This window comes from Pseudomonas fluorescens, assembly GCF_900636825.1.
Lineage (GTDB): Bacteria > Pseudomonadota > Gammaproteobacteria > Pseudomonadales > Pseudomonadaceae > Aquipseudomonas > Aquipseudomonas fluorescens_BG.
In genome coordinates this window covers 2,909,401-2,925,906 of record NZ_LR134318.1, presented here as the reverse complement: position 1 = coordinate 2,925,906, position 16,506 = coordinate 2,909,401, and the positions used below count along the sequence as shown (strand labels likewise).

Below are 16,506 nucleotides of genomic sequence, written 5' to 3'. Positions count from 1 at the left end.
CAAAATCGCTATCTACCGCCCTAAAACGATGAATCGTAGCATTGGCGGCACAGATAAGGAGACTTCCATGCGTATCAACCCACCTCTCGTTGCACTTGCCGTCGGTGCCTTTGGCATCGGCGTCACCGAGTTCGCGCCCATGGGCATGTTGCCGGGCATCGCTGCGGATCTCGGCGTTTCCATTCCCGCTGCCGGTCTCCTGGTCAGTGCTTACGCCATTGGCGTCTTGCTCGGCGCGCCGCTGATGACTCTGACCACCGGCAAGATTCCCCGGCGCTATCTGTTGATCGGCCTGATGGCGATCTTCACCATGGGTAATCTGATGTCCGCTCTGGCCACCGATTACTACAGCCTGATGATCGCCCGCGTGGTCACCTCGCTTAACCACGGAGCATTCTTTGGCGTCGGCTCCATCGTCGCCGCCAGTCTAGTCGCGCCGGAAAAACGCGCCGGCGCGGTGGCAGCGATGTTCATGGGCCTGACCCTTGCGACCATTGGCGGCGTGCCACTGGCCGCCTGGTTTGGCGAAATGTTCGGTTGGCGCACCGCGTTTTGGGGCATCACCGGGCTCGGCGCAGCGACCATGGCGGCATTGTGGTTCGCCCTGCCCGACCTGAAGGCGCCGCCAAGCGCCGGTGCGCTGGCCGAAATCCGCGTACTCGGCCGCGGTCCGGTGCTGGCAGCGCTGGCTCTGACGGTTGTTGGTTCGAGTGCGATGTTCACCGTCTTCACCTACATTGCGCCAATTCTCAGCAGCGAAACCCACGCGTCCACCGCGTATATCACCGCCATGCTGGTGCTGTTCGGTGTCGGATTGACGCTGGGCAACATGTGGGGCGGAAAAGCGGCTGATCGCTCGATCGATCGCACCCTGATCGTGTCGCTGAGCGTATTGATTGTGATCTTGCTGGCGTTCACCGTGCTGATGCGCTGGCCGCTGCCCGCCGCTGTCGCCATTCTGATCTGGGGCATCGCCAGCTTCGCCTTGGTGCCGCCGCTGCAGATGCGCGTGATGGAAGCGGCCAAGGACGCACCCAACCTGGCCTCGGCGGTGAACATTGGCGCGTTCAATTTCGGCAACGCAATCGGTGCGGCGCTGGGCGGCGCGGTGATCAACGCCGGGCTGGGTTATCCGGCGATATCCCTGGCCGGCGCGGCGATGGCGGGCCTGGGGCTGCTGATGGTGTTGGGGTTCGCCTGGCGCGCCAGAACCAGCGCCGCTGCGGTCGCGTGATCAGCGGTCACCCTGCTGATACTCGCGCGGCGTGCAACCAAACTCGCGGCGAAACACCGTGTGCAAATACTGCGCGGATTTGAAGCCGCACGCATGGGCGATGTCGGCGATTGCGGAGTCGGTGTTTTTCAATCCGCTGGTGGCCGCCGCAAGTTTGAAACGCAAAATCTCGTCATGCACGCTGCAACCGCGCTCAGCGCGAAAATGCGCCTCCAGCGATGAGCGCGAAACACCGACGTACGCCGCTACTTGCGCAGTCTTGATGCCCTGGCAGGCATATTGGCGGATAAACAGCAGCGCTTGCATGACGTAGGGATTGCCCAACGGTTGGTGCAGGCTCGACACCTGCACGTTGACCGCATCAGGCGGGATCAGAATCTGCGTGCCACTGGATGGCATGCCGTGAAGCATCTGGTGCAGCAACTGCGCGGCGGTACGGCCCATGGTTTCGGTGCCCTGAATCACCGAACTCAGCGGGACACGGGTCAGGCTGCGGGTCAGCGGGTCGTTGTCGATGCCAATCAGCGCCACTTGCTCCGGTACGGCAATGCCGGCCGTCAGGCAAGCTTGCAGCAACTGCCGGGCGCGGGCGTCGCTGACAGCGATGATGCCAATGGGCTTGGGCAGGCTTTGCAGCCAGGCGATCAGTTGCTCGACCGCACTGTCCCACAGCGGAGCGCTGGTGCCCATGCCGCGATAGATTTCGGCGTGCAGGCCATCGCGTTGCATCAGTTTGCGAAAGGCTTTTTCACGTTCCTGAGCCCAGCGATTGGCTTGCGCTTCCGGCAGGCTGAAGCAGGCAAAACGCTGCAGCCCAGCCTCGACCAAGTGCGAGTACGCCAATGTGATCAGCGCATGGTTATCGGTGGCGACATAGGGAATCGCTTTCGGATAGGCGCTCTGATCTGCATAAGAGCCGCCCACCGCCACCACCGGCAAATGAATGTCGGCTAGCGCCTCGCCAATCAGCGGATCGTCGAAGTCGGCAATGATCCCGTCACCCTGCCAGCGCTCGATGCCTTTCAAGCGACAAAGAAAATCCTCTTCCAGAAACAAGTCCCAGGAAGCGCGGGTGCTGCTCAGGTAATTGCCGATGCCGCTGATGATCCCACGGTCATAAATCTTGCTGCCGTTGAACAACAGGGCGATGCGGTGCACGGGCGGTAGGCTTTTCATTCAGGATCCGGATTTTGTGTTAAGCCATTTGCGAGCTGCCTTGTCGCGGCGGCTGTGGACACAGACTAGGCGCGAAGCCGCTCAAGCTCAATACGCAAAATCGCACTGTCGGTTGATGCTTTTCATAATCAGCAGGCTTGGGGCCGTTGCTAGTATCGAGACACCGCCCAGAACAACAAGGACATGGCCCCATGCAGTACTTTCCCGATGTCGAGCCGATTCGTTTCGAAGGCCCGGACAGTGATTCTCCCCTCGCCTTCCGTCACTACGATGCCGACAAACTGATCCTTGGCAAACCCATGCGCGAACACCTGCGCATGGCCGCCTGCTATTGGCACACCTTCGTTTGGCCGGGCTCCGATGTGTTCGGCGCCGGCACCTTCAAACGTCCATGGCAACGCAGCGGCGATCCGCTTGAGCTGGCCATCGGCAAGGCCGAAGCAGCGTTCGAGTTTTTCAGCAAGCTGGGCATCGACTATTACTGCTTTCACGACACCGACGTTGCCCCTGAAGGCAACTCGCTGAAGGAGTATCGCGAGCATTTCGCGAAGATGGTCGATCATCTTGAGCAACATCAGGAAGCCAGCGGCATCAAGTTGCTGTGGGGCACCGCCAACTGCTTCAGCAATCCACGCTTTGCCGCGGGTGCAGCGAGTAATCCGGATCCAGAAGTATTCGCCTGCGCCGCTGCGCAAGTGTTCAGCGCGATGAACGCGACCCAGCGTCTCAAGGGTTCGAATTATGTGCTGTGGGGCGGTCGCGAGGGTTACGAAACACTGCTCAATACCGACCTGAAACGCGAGCGCGAACAACTCGGGCGCTTCATGCGCATGGTGGTCGAGCACAAACACAAGATCGGTTTCACCGGTGACCTGCTGATCGAGCCCAAGCCACAGGAGCCGACCAAGCACCAATACGATTACGACAGTGCCACGGTGTTCGGCTTCCTCCAGCAGTACGGCCTGGAGAAGGAAATCAAGGTCAACATCGAAGCCAACCACGCGACTTTGGCCGGTCACAGCTTCCATCACGAAATCGCCACGGCGGCCTCGCTGGGAATCTTCGGCAGCATCGATGCCAACCGCGGTGACCCGCAGAACGGCTGGGACACCGATCAATTCCCCAACAGCGTCGAAGAGATGACTCTGGCCACTTATGAAATTCTCAAGGCCGGCGGCTTCAAGAATGGCGGCTTCAATTTCGACTCGAAGGTGCGCCGCCAGAGTCTCGACGAAATCGACCTGTTCCACGGCCACGTCGGCGCCATGGACGTCCTCGCCCTGTCGCTCGAGCGCTCCGCCGCCATGGTCGAGAACGATCAGTTGCAAGCGCTCAAAGACCAGCGTTACGCCGGCTGGCGGCAGCCGTTTGGCCAGGCAGTGCTGGCTGGCGACTTCAACCTTCAGTCCCTGGCCGAACACGCCTTCAGCAACGAACTGAACCCGCAAGCGGTCAGCGGCCGTCAGGAAATGCTCGAAAACATCGTCAACCGCTATCTCTATCGCTGATCGCCAACGGACTCTGCCGGCGCAACGACGCTGTGACAATTGCACGACAATTCTGTACCTGCGGCGTCGGCAGATTCTCTACAGTTCTACCAGCCCGATTCATCGTCAGGCCGTGTCTTTCCAACAAAAATAAAAGGACGCACCACCATGAAGAACTTGAAACGTACGCTGTTGGCCAGTGCCCTGGCGTTGTTGTCGCTGCCGGTGATGGCTGACGCCACCCACCCGAAAATCGGTTTCTCCATTGATGACCTGCGCCTGGAACGCTGGTCGCGCGACCGCGATTACTTCGTCGCGGCCGCAGAAAAAATGGACGCCAAGGTCTTCGTGCAATCGGCGGATGCCAACGAGCAGAAGCAGATCTCACAAATCGAAAACCTCATCTCCCGTGGCGTCGACGTGATCGTCATCGTGCCGTTCAACGCCACGGTGCTGACCAACGCAGTCGCCGAGGCGAAGAAAGCCGGGATCAAGGTTGTTTCTTACGACCGGTTGATTCTCAACGCCGATGTCGACGCCTACATTTCCTTCGATAACGAAAAGGTCGGCGAGATGCAGGCTGGCGGCGTGCTGAAAGCGGCGCCCAAGGGAAATTACTTCCTGCTCGGCGGTGCGCCCACCGACAACAACGCCAAGATCCTGCGCGAAGGCCAGATGAAGGTGCTGCAACCGGCCATCGACAAGGGTGACATCAAGATTGTCGGCCAGCAGTGGGTCAAGGAATGGAACCCGACCGAAGCGTTGAGCATCGTCGAGAACGCCCTGACCCGTAACGACAACAAGATCGACGGCATCGTCGCCTCCAACGACGCCACGGCCGGCGGCGCCATTCAGGCACTGGCCGCGCAGCAACTGGCCGGCAAGGTGCCGATTTCCGGGCAAGACGCCGACCTCGCGGCCGTCAAGCGGGTAATCGCCGGAACGCAGACCATGACTGTCTACAAACCGCTGAAACTCATCGCCACCGAAGCGGCCAAGCTCTCGGTGCAACTGGCGCGCAGCGAGAAACCGGCCTACACCTCGCAGTACGACAATGGCAGCAAAAAAGTCGACACCATCCTGCTCACACCGACGCCGTTGACCAAGAACAACATCGACCTGCTCGAACAGGACGGCTTCTACACCAAGGCGCAAATCGCTGGCAAATAACCGGAGTGTAAGAACTCTGGTTATACAAAACCCGTGTGGGAGCGAGCCTGCTCGCGAAGGCGGCGTGTCAGTCAGCCATGCTGTGTCTGAACCGACGCCTTCGCGAGCAGGCTCGCTCCCACACAGGTCAAGTGTCTGAGCTTTTGGAATGCGAGCCCTCGTTATGTCCGACTATCTGCTGCAAATGAACGGCATCGTCAAAACCTTTGGCGGTGTCAAAGCGCTCAATGGCATCGACATCAAGGTTCGCCCCGGCGAGTGCGTAGGCCTGTGCGGCGAGAATGGCGCCGGCAAGTCGACGTTGATGAAGATCCTCTCGGCGGTCTATCCCCATGGCACCTGGGACGGTGAAATCCTTTGGGACGGCGAGCCGCTGCGCGCGCAATCGATCAGCGATACCGAAGCTGCCGGTATCGTCATCATTCACCAGGAACTGACCCTGGTGCCCGACCTGTCGGTGGCCGAAAACATTTTCATGGGGCATGAACTGACACTGCCCGGCGGGCGCATGAATTATCCGGCGATGATCCACCGCGCCGAAGCCCTGATGCGCGAATTGAAAGTGCCTGACATGAACGTATCGCTGCCGGTGTCGCAGTACGGCGGCGGCTATCAGCAGCTGGTGGAAATCGCCAAGGCGCTGAACAAGCAGGCACGCCTGTTGATTCTCGACGAGCCCTCCTCGGCCCTGAGCCGCTCGGAAATCGAAGTGTTGCTGGACATCATCCGCGACCTCAAGGCCAAGGGCGTCGCCTGCGTCTATATCTCGCACAAACTCGATGAAGTCGCCGCCGTGTGCGACACCATTTCGGTGATCCGCGACGGCAAACACATCGCCACCACCGCCATGGCCGACATGGACATTGCGCAGATCATCACGCAGATGGTCGGTCGCGAAATGAGCAACCTTTACCCCAGCGAGCCGCACGACATTGGCGAAGTGATTTTCGAGGCGCGGCACATCACGTGTTACGACGTCGACAACCCCAAGCGTAAACGCGTCGACGACGTCTCGTTCAGTCTCAAGCGCGGCGAGATCCTCGGCATTGCCGGGCTGGTGGGCGCTGGCCGCACCGAACTGGTGACCGCGCTGTTCGGCGCCTATCCCGGCCGCCAGGACGGCGAAGTCTGGCTCGATGGTCAGCCAATCGACACCTGCACGCCGCTCAAAGCCATCCGCGCCGGCCTGTGTCTTGTCCCCGAAGACCGCAAACGCCAAGGCATCATTCCCGACCTCGGCGTCGGTCAGAACATCACCCTCGCCGTACTCGACAATTATTCGAAACTGACGCGCATCGATGCCGAAGCGGAACTGGGCTGCATCGACCGGGAAATCTCCCGTCTGCACCTCAAGACCGCCAGCCCGTTCCTGCCGATCACCAGCCTGTCGGGCGGCAATCAGCAGAAAGCCGTGCTCGCAAAAATGCTGCTGGCCAAACCGCGGGTGCTGATCCTCGACGAGCCGACCCGCGGGGTGGACGTCGGCGCCAAATATGAAATCTACAAATTGATGGGCGCGCTGGCCGCCGCCGGCGTGTCGATCATCATGGTTTCCTCGGAACTGGCCGAAGTGCTCGGCGTGTCCGACCGCGTGCTGGTGATCGGCGAAGGCCAGTTGCGCGGCGACTTCGTCAACCACAACCTCACCCAGGAACAGTTGCTCGCCGCCGCCCTCAGCCAACCTGGCAGCCATAACAATAATGATCGGAAAACCGCGTAAATGAATCAGGTCAAACAACTGTTCACCCGCTACAAGATGCTCGCGCTGGTGTTTGCCGTGGTGTTTATCTGGCTGTTCTTCAGCTGGCAGACCGAGGGCGGATTTCTGACCCCGCGCAACCTCTCCAACCTGCTGCGGCAAATGTCGATCACCGGAATTTTGGCCTGCGGCATGGTGCTGGTGATCATCAGCGGCGAGATCGATTTGTCGGTCGGCTCATTACTCGGATTGCTCGGTGGCCTTGCGGCGATTCTCGACGTGGTCTATCACATCCCGCTGCTCGCCAACCTCAGTCTGGTCGCCCTGTGTGGATTGATAATCGGTCTCGCCAACGGCTACATGGCCGCGTATCTGCGCATTCCGTCGTTCATCGTCGGCCTTGGCGGGATGCTCGCGTTTCGCGGGATTCTGTTGGGCATCACTGGCGGCACGACCATCGCCCCGGTCTCGCCGGAACTGGTCTACATCGGCCAGGGTTATCTGCCCCATGCGATCGGCACTGGCCTGGGCGTTCTGCTGTTCGCGTTGACGGTGTTCCTGACCTGGAAACAGCGACGCAATCGCGCCCTGCATGGGTTGGCCGCGCATTCGCTGGTGCGTGATGTGGTGCGGGTGCTGGTGATCGGTGCGGTGCTGGCCGGCTTTGTGCAGACGCTCAACAGCTACGACGGCATACCGGTGCCGGTTCTGCTGTTGCTGATTTTGCTGGGCGTTTTCAGCTACGTCACCAGTCAGACCGTGTTTGGCCGCCGCGTCTACGCCGTGGGCAGCAACATGGAAGCCACCCGCCTGTCCGGGATCAATGTGCAAGCGGTGAAGCTGTGGATTTTCGGGATCATGGGCGTGATGTGCGCCCTCGCCGGCGTGGTCAATACCGCGCGTCTGGCGGCCGGATCGCCTTCGGCGGGCAGCATGGGCGAACTCGACGCCATCGCCGCTTGCTTCATCGGTGGCACCTCCATGCGCGGTGGCTCCGGCACGGTCTACGGCGCCCTCCTCGGCGCGCTGGTCATCACCAGCCTCGACAACGGCATGTCGATGCTCGACGTCGACAGTTATTGGCAGATGATCGTCAAGGGCAGCATTCTGGTGTTGGCGGTGTGGGTCGACGTGAGCACGCGCACCGGGCGTCGTTGAGCCGTTGAGCCGGGGAGTAAATGGATCGCGCGAACAAAATCGCCCCGCCACTCAATGCAGTGGTCGGGGCGATGGGTTATCGATGCAAAATTGCCTCAGGAAGCGTCGATCCAGATGGTTTTCAGCTCGGTGTACTGGTCGTGCGCCCAGATCGATTTGTCGCGCCCGCCGAATCCCGACTCCTTGTAACCGCCAAACGGCGTTGAGGCATCGCCCTCGCCGAAGCAGTTGACCGTGACGATCCCGGCGCGAATCCCGCGCGACAGTTTCAGCGCGTGGCGCAGGTTGCCGGTGTACGCCGAGGCCGCCAGGCCGTACGCCGTATCGTTGGCCAGCGCGATGGCTTCATCGACGGTCTGAAACGTGGTGACGCTCAGCACTGGGCCGAAGATTTCCTCCTGAAACAGCCGGCTGTCGCGACCCACGCCGTCAACGATGGTCGGCTCGACGAAGATGTTATTGCTGGTCTGCCCGCCGACCAGCACGCTCAGGCTTTCCTCGCGGGCCACGTCCAGGTACGAGCGCACCTTCTCGAAATGCGCCTTGCTGATCATCGAACCCAGGCGGTTTTCCGGGTCCATCGGATCGCCCATTTTCCAGTCGCCCAAGTGCACCTGAACACGCTGCAGCAGCTCATCCTTGACGTCGGCGTGAACGATCAACCGCGACGACGCCGAGCAGTTTTCGCCCATGTTCCAGAACGCGCCGTTGACCACGTGTTGCGCGACAACGTCAATGTCCTCGACGTCGTTCATCACCACGGCCGGATTTTTGCCACCGCACTCCAGCACAATGCGTTTCAGATTCGATTCGCTGGAATATTTGAGGAACAGCCGCCCGGTGTCCGTCGAACCGGTGAAGCTGACCATGGCCACGTCCGGGTGACGGCCGAGCGGTTCGCCCGCCTCCTTGCCGCCTCCAGGCACTACGTTGAACACGCCGGCGGGAATTCCCGCCTGATGCGCCAGTTCGGCGACGCGCAAGGTGCTCAGCGTGGTTTCCTTCGCCGGTTTGACCACAATCGAACAGCCTGCGGCCAGCGACGGACCGATTTTCCAGGCCAGCATCAGCAGCGGGAAGTTCCACGGCAACACCAGACCGACGACGCCAATCGGCTCGCGCACGACCATGGTCACCGCACCGGAGCCGACGGGCGCCGTGGCGTCATAGATCTTGTCGATCAGCTCGGCGTGCCAGCGCAACGTATGAATGGTTTCCGGCACGTCGATGTTCTGGCACTCACGAATCGGCTTGCCGCTGTCCAGGCTTTCCAGCACCGCCAGCTCATGGGCGTTGTCCTCCAGCAACTGGGCGAAGCGCTGCAGCACTGACTTGCGCGCCGCCGGCGCCAGCGAATGCCAGCGCGCATCATCGAAAGCCTGCTTGGCCGCCGCGACCGCATCTTCGACATCGTCGGCATTGCACGCGGCAATTTCAGTCAGCACCTGCTCGGTGGCCGGGTTGGTAGTGGTAAAGGTCTTGCCCGACCGCGCGGCGCAAAACTGGCCATTGATGAACGCCTGATTGCGAAACTCCAGCGTCGCCGCCAGTTCACGGTATTGCTCTTTGCTCAACAGGTCTGCCATTTCAAGCCTCCTCGACGATCCGCGCGACATTTTTCTGCAGGGTTTTGATCACGCTTTCCAATGCCTGCTCCTCGGCAGGTTCCAGCGCTTGCAGCGGCGCGCGCACGCCGCCGGCACGCAGGCCGCTGAGTCGGCTGCCATGTTTGATTGACTGCACAAACTTGCCGCTCTCGAGGAAATCCATCAGCGGCAACATCGCCGACATGATCCGCCGGCCCTTGTCGAAGTTCTTCTCCAGCACACAGGCTTCGTAGAGCGCAATGTGTTCGCGCGGGATGAAATTGGAACCGGCGCACACCCAGCTGCGCGCGCCCCATGCGAAAAACTCCAGCGCTTGATCGTCCCAGCCGCACGACAACTGGATCGACGGATGCGCATGCGCCAGGCGGTGCAGGCGACTCATCTCCCCTGAACTTTCCTTGATCGCGGCGATGTTCTGGCAACCCGCGATGGCTTCGAAAAATTCGTCGCCCATGGCGACACCCATTCGCGACGGATAGTTGTAAAGCATGATCGGCAGGCCGGCAGCCTTGTCCACGGCGAGCACGTGGGCGGCAATTTCCTTCTGCGTCGGCAGCGCATAGGGCGGCGAGCCAACCAGAATGGCATCCGCTTCGAGTGATTTGGCTTTCTCGGCGAAGTACACCGAGTCTTCCGTGCGAATGCCGCCGGTGCCAATGACCAGTGGCAAACGACCGCGAATCACATCTTTTGCCCGCTCGGCCACGGCAACGCGCTCCTCGGCGGTGTGCGCGTAGTATTCGCCGGTCGAACCGCCAATCACGATGCCGTGAACTCTGGACTCGATCAGGTATTCGAGCACCTCGGAGAACGCCGAGTAGTCGATCTGGCCATCGGCGGCCAGCGGAGTAATGGCTGGGGTGAAAATTCCGTCAAAGTTCATTGCGTGTCTCCAGGGGTTCAATGTGTTTGATGCGCGCCCCGACTTGCACGCCGGGGCAGCGTGGTTAATTGAGTGAGGCCGCTTGTTGCAGGTTGAGCGAGCGGGTTTCCGGCGCGAGGATCCATGACAGAATCAGCCCGACCAGGGTGACCGCCGCCGCGACGTACATGGTTTGAGCGATGCCCAACTGGCTTAGGGAAATCGGCACCAGATAAGTGCCTGCCGCGGCACCAATGCGCGACAGCGAGGTGCCGACGCCCACCGCAAAGGCGCGGATTTCCGTGGGGAAAAGTTCGTTGGGATACACCAGTGTCAGCACTTGAGCGCCACCGATGAACAGCGCGTAGACCGCGAAGAAGAACAGCACCAGCAGACTCGGCCCGGCGTGCCCGATGGCCAGCCCGAGCAATGCCAGCCCCGAGCACAAAAAGCTGTAGATCAGCAGATTTCGCCGCCCCACGCGATTGATGATGCGGGTGGAAATCACGCAGCCCAGAACGAAAAACAGTGTGATCGCCACCGAACCCAGCGACGCCCAGTCGCCCCGCAGATCCAATGCGGCCAAAACCTTTGGCGCGAACGCGTACACGGCGAACAGCGGCACCACCGAGCAGGTCCAGAACACCACGACAAACAGCATGCGTTTGCCATAACCGGAGTGCACCAGATTGAAAATCGTCAGTTTGGCGCCGGTTGCCTGCTCGGGCAGATTGGCCAGGGAGAAGTCGTCTCCGTAGATCTTTTTGATGATCACCTCGGCTTCTGCCGCCCGCCCCTTGCTCAACAGCCAGCGCGGCGATTCGGGCGTACCGATGCGCACCAGAAACAGGATCGCGCCGATGACGGCGGCGCTGGCGAGCACCCAGCGCCAGGCATCCGAGCCCCAGACCTTGAACATCAATTCGCCGACGATATAGGCCAACGCCGCACCGGCGAACCAGCAAATCGTCAGCATTGCCAGACGCGGGCCGCGATACTTCTTCGGCAGGAATTCGACCAGCAGCGAGGTCGCCACCGGGTACTCGATGCCCACCGCAACACCCAGGAGCAATCTGAGCACGAACAGCACAGCGGCCGAGTCCGCCCAGAGCTGGCCCAGCGAGGCGAGGACGAACAAGGTCGGGCCGGCGAACAGCAGACGTCTGCGGCCCATGACGTCGGTCAGCCAGCCGCCGAGAAAGCCGCCAAAGAAAATCCCGATCAGCGCCGAGGCGGCAATCATGCCCTGCCAGAAATCATCCAGCGCCAAAGACCTCGACATGTGAATGAGCGCCACGCCGATGATGCTCAGCACGTAGCCGTCGACCAGCGAGCCACCGGCAGAACGGATCGTCAACAGACGATGAAAGCCATTGAGCGGCACGTCTTCGATTGAAACACTCACATTATTCATTGCTAGTCCTTATCTTCGCGACTTCAGGCAACCGGAGACTCAGCTTTCTCTCCCGGCGCGGTACTGCCCCCACTTGAGGTTCATGTTCACCCCGAGCGACAGCAGAGGTTCTGGCGGATTACTGTTGGGTCCGGGCGCCTGCAAAAGGAAATCGATCAACCCGCCGCGCTCGCCGGCCAGCCAGTCGGCGAGCAACTTGCCGGTGACGGTTCCGCGTGTGACTCCGAGCCCGTTGCAGCCCAGCGCGCCATAAACGTTTGGCGCCAGTTCACCGAAGAAGCCGTTGTGATTGCGCGACATTGCCAGTGCGCCGCCCCAGGTGTAGTCGAACGTCACGTCCGGCAACATCGGGAAACGCTGATCGAACGAGGCTTTGTGCCGACGCACGAAACGCTCGTTGTACTTGCGGTTGCTGCGGCCGTCCGGGTTGAAAGTGAAACTGTTGCGAATCAGCAAGCGGTTGTCCGGCGTGCGCCGCACCGTGGTGCCGAACGGGTCCGCCGGAATCGCGCCCCAGAACGGTTTGCCGCCCAGGCGCGCCTGCTCTTCTTCGGTCAGCGGCCGGGTGATGCTGGCGTAGGTGTAGATCGGCAACATCCGCCCTTGGAGGAAACCGAAGCGCATGCCGAACGAATTGTTCGCCAGGATCAGTTTGTCGGCGGTAATGCTGCCGTGAGCATGTGTGAGAAGGGTCTTGGCGCCGTATTCCACTTCCAGAATTGGCGTGCGCTCATACAGCGTCACGTTCGCCGGCAGATGCTCGGCCAGGCCCTTCACCAGTCCAGACGGCTGCAACAAAATCGCGCCGGGCGTGAACAAAGCCTTGCGATAAAAGCGCGTACCCAGATGTTCCGGCAACTCGTCGGCATCGATCATTTGAAACGGTTGATCGAGTTTCTCCAGACCACGACGATACGCATCGAGTACGGCAATCCCGCGATTTTCCACTGCCGCCTGATACTTGCCGCACGCCTTCATCTGGCAGTCGATGCTGTATTGATCGACCAGATCGCGAAGGATCGATTGTCCGGCCAGGTTCAATTTCAGACTGGTGCGCGCCAGTGTGATGTCACCGATGTAATCGTCGGCGCCGATGTCATGGGGCAGATCAATGGCAAATCCGGCATTGCGCCCCGATGGCCCGAGCCCGACCTCCTGCGCTTCGACCAACACAACTTCGTCGTCGGGAAAATTCAACGCGAGTTGCCGCGCGCAAGCGAGCCCGGTGAACCCGGCGCCAATGATTACCCACCGCGCTGCACGATGGCCGCGGTGCGCAGGCGCGGGGCTGCGCGGCTTACTCAAATGAAACCAGCCACAGCTATCATCATCGGCGGGTAATGAACTGACTTTCATAGTGTTGAACCGTTAATCGGTGAAGTTGCAAAACGCACGCGGCACAAAGCGAACGCACGCAGTGGCGTTGATCGGGAAACTTGTAAAAACGGACTTCGTTGAAACAGTAAATCGAGCGCTTGAATCAATAATTGGCGACTACGGCATAACGCCCGCTATTGGCACAGTCGCTGGAGTAGTAATAATCGCGGAAGCTCATCGGCGGTAAGCCGAACAGGTCCTTGAAGCGCTTATAGAAGTGCGGATAGCTGACAAACCCGGTGGCCAGCGCCACATCGGTCATTGAGCGATCACTTTGCACGATCAGTTGCCGCGCGCGGGTCAACCGCAGCTCCAGGTAATAACGATTCGGTGCTGCGTTGAGGTAGCGGGCAAACCTTCGTTCCAATTGCCGGCGTGACACGCCGACCTGGCTGGCAATCTCATCGATTTCCATCGGTTCTTCGATGTTTTTTTCCATCAGATTGAGCGCGATGTTCAACGGCTTCGGGATCGATGAATGACGGATGTTTTCATCGGCAGCCGACAGCTTTGGATGGCGCTGGCGTGGCTGATGCACCCGCTTGATTTCATCGACCAGCGCCGCGTCGTTGCGCGAGCCCAGCTCCTGCATAATCGCCAGAGTCATATCCAGCGCCGCCTGGGCATTGGCGCAAGTGGCGCGGCGTTGGGCGCAGGTGAAGTCCAGTCCGGACACTTGCAACTGCGGGAAGTACTCACTGAGCAGCGCGCAACTGTCGCTGTGGCAGGCAAACTCCTGTGCATCAAGCAACCCGGCGTCGGCCAGATAAAAAGCGCCATTCCAGCAGCCGGCGACGATGCCTTTGGCGGCGGTTTTTTTCAGCACTCGACGCAGCAACGGTTGCGCCGCCAACCGCACGCGCTGACCGCCGATCACAATCAGCGCATCGTAATTGAAACCGTCCGCCATCAATCGCTGTGAGGACAACGGAACGCCGATATCACTCTCGACCGGCCCACCCTGAAGTGAATAGATCGACACTTTGTACAGCGTGTCGCCGTTGATCAGGTTGCCGGTTGCCAAGGCATCCATCGCTGTTGAAAGGGTCGTCAGCGAAAAATGATCGAGCAGAACAAAGGCTACCCGCACGACACGCTCATGACCCGACATCGCCGTGGATTGTCGAAACCCGATGTTCTGTTGTTTCAACGGACTCTGGAATGTTTCCATCACGCTTTACCCACTCTCCATCATTTGAAACGACGACCTTGCGTTCTGGCGGCACGCATCCCCGCCGCCAGAACGTGGTCGAACCGATTACTTCGCTGCCGCGCGGGCGTCACTCAACCAGCCGTCGTAGGCCTGCTGATTGGCCTTGATCCATTCCGCGGCATGCCGCTTGATGTCGGCGAGCGACTTTTCACCCTTCTGCATGCGCAGGTTCTGCGCACTTTCAGCGCTGGTCGGAATGCTGACTTCCGAGAGAAACTTGCGCGCGACCGGGTTCTCCTCGGCGAACTCTTTGTTCATCACCGCATTGACCGTGTCGACCGGGAAACCGAGGTTCTTGCCGTCGTGGAATGTGTCCTTGCTTTCCTTGCCGTCCGGCAGCGAAGTGAACGGCACCGGCAGCCAGACCACGTCGCGGCCCTCAACCAGCACGCTGGCGATCCACTGCGGCACCCACGTAAAGAACAGCACCGGTTTGCCTTGCTGATAGCGCGCGATGGTGTCGGCCATCAGCGCAAAGTAAGAGCCGCGGTTGTCGACCACGGTCGGGCCGAGGCCATAGGCTTTCATGTGGTGTTCAACCATGATTTCGCAGCCCCAGCCCGGGTTGCAGCCGGTCAGATCGGCCTTGCCGTCGCCGTTGCTGTCGAACAGCTTGGCGATCTCCGGCTTCTTCAGATCGGACAAATCTTTGATCTGATAAGCCTCGGCGGTTTTCTTGTCGATCATGTAGCCCTGCAGCACGCCTTTCATGACTTGCCCGACCTTGACCATCACGTCATCGCCGCCGGCCTTCTCATAGAATGCTTCGTGCAAGTGTTCCCACTCATGCACGGTGAAATCCGCATCGCCGTAAGAGAGCGCGAGGAACATTGCCGGGTAGTCGACCTCTTTCGGCGCTTTGACGTCATAGCCAAGCTCCTTCAGGCCGGCGAGCACCACCTCACCGCGAAAACGTTCTTCGGCGATGGTCGGGAAAATCGGCGTGATCGATACACCGGCGCCGGGCTTGTTGGCATCGGCTGCGTAAACCGCCGAGCAGAGCAGCGTGCCGAACACCGAAGCCACCAGGCTCGCAACCATGCTTTTCTTGAGATTTGTCAGTTTCATGTTTCACCACGCTTGGAATTGTTGAGGGGTGAGCAGGCCAACTTAATTCGTCACTGGACGTGCAACGTTCTTCTTTTTCTTGAATTTCATGACCAGCCCCAGCGGGCCGGACTGGTACCAGCGTTGGCCGGTAGCCAGATCGCTGCTGCGTTCACCCATGGCTTGGGTCAGGCGATCGAGGAACACCGCAAGCAGCACCAGCCCGGCACCGCCGACACTGGCCAGGCCCATGTCGAGGCGGCCGATGCCGCTCAACACCATCAAGCCCAGACCGCCCACCGAGATCATCGAAGCGACCACCACCATCGACAGCGACAGCATCAACGTCTGGTTGAGCCCGGCCATCATCGTCGGCGCCGCCAGGGGCAACTGCACCTTCATCAGCATTTGCGTAGCCGTGCAGCCGAATGCGCGCGCCGCTTCGACCTTGTCCGCCGGCACCTGGCGGATGCCGAGGTTGGTCAGGCGCACCAGTGGCGCGACCGAGAAGATGATGGTGACGATCACACCGGGCACATTGCCGATGCCGAACAACATCACCACCGGCACCAGATAAACGAACGCCGGGAGCGTCTGCATGGCGTCGAGCACTGGGGATGATCATTTCCGTGCGATCACTGCGCGCACAGAGAATGCCGAGCGGGATGCCGATGACCGCGCAGAACAACAGCGATGTCAGCACCAGCGCCAACGTGACCATGGCATCGTTCCACACGCCGATCAGGCCGAGCCCGGTAAGCGTCGCGACGCTGAAGATGGCGATGCGCTTGCCGCCGATCTGCCAACTGATCAGTCCGGCAATGATGATGAATACCGTGGGAGGCACCGACAGCAGGCTCCACTGCACGCCGTCCAATACCTGATCGACGGGCCAGCGAATTGAACGGAATACTTCGCGGAAGTTGCTCACCAGATATTTGAGCGCGGTTTCTACCCACGAACCCAAGGGTATATTGAGACTTTGGAAGGGATCTAAATAGTTGAAGTCTGACATGGTGCTACCTCGCCCTCAGAAACTGCTTTATCAATTCTGATTATTCG

The 16,506-nt window shown here is 60.3% G+C and carries 12 protein-coding genes and 1 pseudogene; 5 read left to right on the top strand and 8 right to left on the bottom strand.

Translation table 11 applies throughout. The features are described 5' to 3' along the window. Positions 1 to 67 precede the first annotated feature (67 nt). Positions 68 to 1,234 (top strand): MFS transporter, encoded by a 1,167-nt coding sequence (locus EL257_RS13230; RefSeq protein WP_126363182.1) that lies wholly within the window; start codon positions 68 to 70, stop codon positions 1,232 to 1,234. Here EL257_RS13230 and EL257_RS13225 read toward each other — a convergent pair whose 3' ends face one another. After that, complete coding sequence (locus EL257_RS13225) at positions 1,235 to 2,410, bottom strand: XylR family transcriptional regulator (protein WP_126363180.1); 1,176 nt, start codon at positions 2,408 to 2,410, stop codon at positions 1,235 to 1,237. It lies immediately after the preceding gene. A 191-nt stretch (positions 2,411 to 2,601) separates the two neighbouring features. Between EL257_RS13225 and xylA the strand changes: the two genes are divergently transcribed. The 4 genes from xylA (at position 2,602) to EL257_RS13205 (ending at position 7,924) form a co-directional block, all read left to right on the top strand. Further along, positions 2,602 to 3,918, top strand: a complete 1,317-nt coding sequence (gene xylA, locus EL257_RS13220) for a xylose isomerase (RefSeq protein WP_126363178.1) — start codon at positions 2,602 to 2,604, stop codon at positions 3,916 to 3,918. 147 nt (positions 3,919 to 4,065) lie between these two features. Beyond that, positions 4,066 to 5,067, top strand: a complete 1,002-nt coding sequence (gene xylF, locus EL257_RS13215) for a D-xylose ABC transporter substrate-binding protein (protein ID WP_126363176.1) — start codon at positions 4,066 to 4,068, stop codon at positions 5,065 to 5,067. Between the two features lie 163 nt (positions 5,068 to 5,230). After that, on the top strand, positions 5,231 to 6,787 hold the full coding sequence (xylG, locus tag EL257_RS13210; RefSeq protein WP_126363174.1) for a D-xylose ABC transporter ATP-binding protein: 1,557 nt from the start codon (positions 5,231 to 5,233) through the stop codon (positions 6,785 to 6,787). Next, a complete protein-coding gene (locus tag EL257_RS13205; RefSeq protein ID WP_126363172.1) occupies positions 6,788 to 7,924 on the top strand; it encodes a sugar ABC transporter permease in 1,137 nt (378 codons plus the stop codon). A 95-nt stretch (positions 7,925 to 8,019) separates the two neighbouring features. Here EL257_RS13205 and EL257_RS13200 read toward each other — a convergent pair whose 3' ends face one another. The 7 genes and pseudogenes from EL257_RS13200 to proW all read right to left on the bottom strand — a co-directional run bounded on the left by EL257_RS13200 (position 8,020) and on the right by proW (position 16,459). Then, the gene (locus EL257_RS13200; RefSeq protein ID WP_126363170.1) at positions 8,020 to 9,510 is read right to left on the bottom strand and encodes an aldehyde dehydrogenase; all 1,491 of its coding nucleotides are present in this window, start codon (positions 9,508 to 9,510) and stop codon (positions 8,020 to 8,022) included. A gap of 1 nt (position 9,511) precedes the next feature. Beyond that, positions 9,512 to 10,414 carry a dihydrodipicolinate synthase family protein gene (locus tag EL257_RS13195; RefSeq protein ID WP_126363168.1) on the bottom strand — a complete coding sequence of 301 codons (903 nt, stop codon included), beginning with the start codon at positions 10,412 to 10,414 and terminating at the stop codon, positions 9,512 to 9,514. Between the two features lie 64 nt (positions 10,415 to 10,478). Then, the gene (locus tag EL257_RS13190) at positions 10,479 to 11,807 is read right to left on the bottom strand and encodes an MFS transporter (RefSeq protein WP_126363166.1); all 1,329 of its coding nucleotides are present in this window, start codon (positions 11,805 to 11,807) and stop codon (positions 10,479 to 10,481) included. A 39-nt stretch (positions 11,808 to 11,846) separates the two neighbouring features. Continuing rightward, positions 11,847 to 13,163, bottom strand: a complete 1,317-nt coding sequence (locus EL257_RS13185) for an NAD(P)/FAD-dependent oxidoreductase (RefSeq protein ID WP_126363164.1) — start codon at positions 13,161 to 13,163, stop codon at positions 11,847 to 11,849. A 124-nt stretch (positions 13,164 to 13,287) separates the two neighbouring features. Beyond that, a complete protein-coding gene (locus EL257_RS13180) occupies positions 13,288 to 14,355 on the bottom strand; it encodes a GlxA family transcriptional regulator (RefSeq protein WP_126363162.1) in 1,068 nt (355 codons plus the stop codon). Positions 14,356 to 14,442: 87 nt separating this feature from the next. Further along, positions 14,443 to 15,465: a glycine betaine/L-proline ABC transporter substrate-binding protein ProX gene (gene proX / locus EL257_RS13175; protein ID WP_172604481.1), complete on the bottom strand. Its 1,023-nt coding sequence runs from the start codon at positions 15,463 to 15,465 to the stop codon at positions 14,443 to 14,445. Positions 15,466 to 15,507: 42 nt separating this feature from the next. Then, positions 15,508 to 16,459 (bottom strand): annotated as a pseudogene (gene proW / locus EL257_RS13170) (glycine betaine/L-proline ABC transporter permease ProW). Between the last annotated feature and the right edge of the window lie 47 nt (positions 16,460 to 16,506).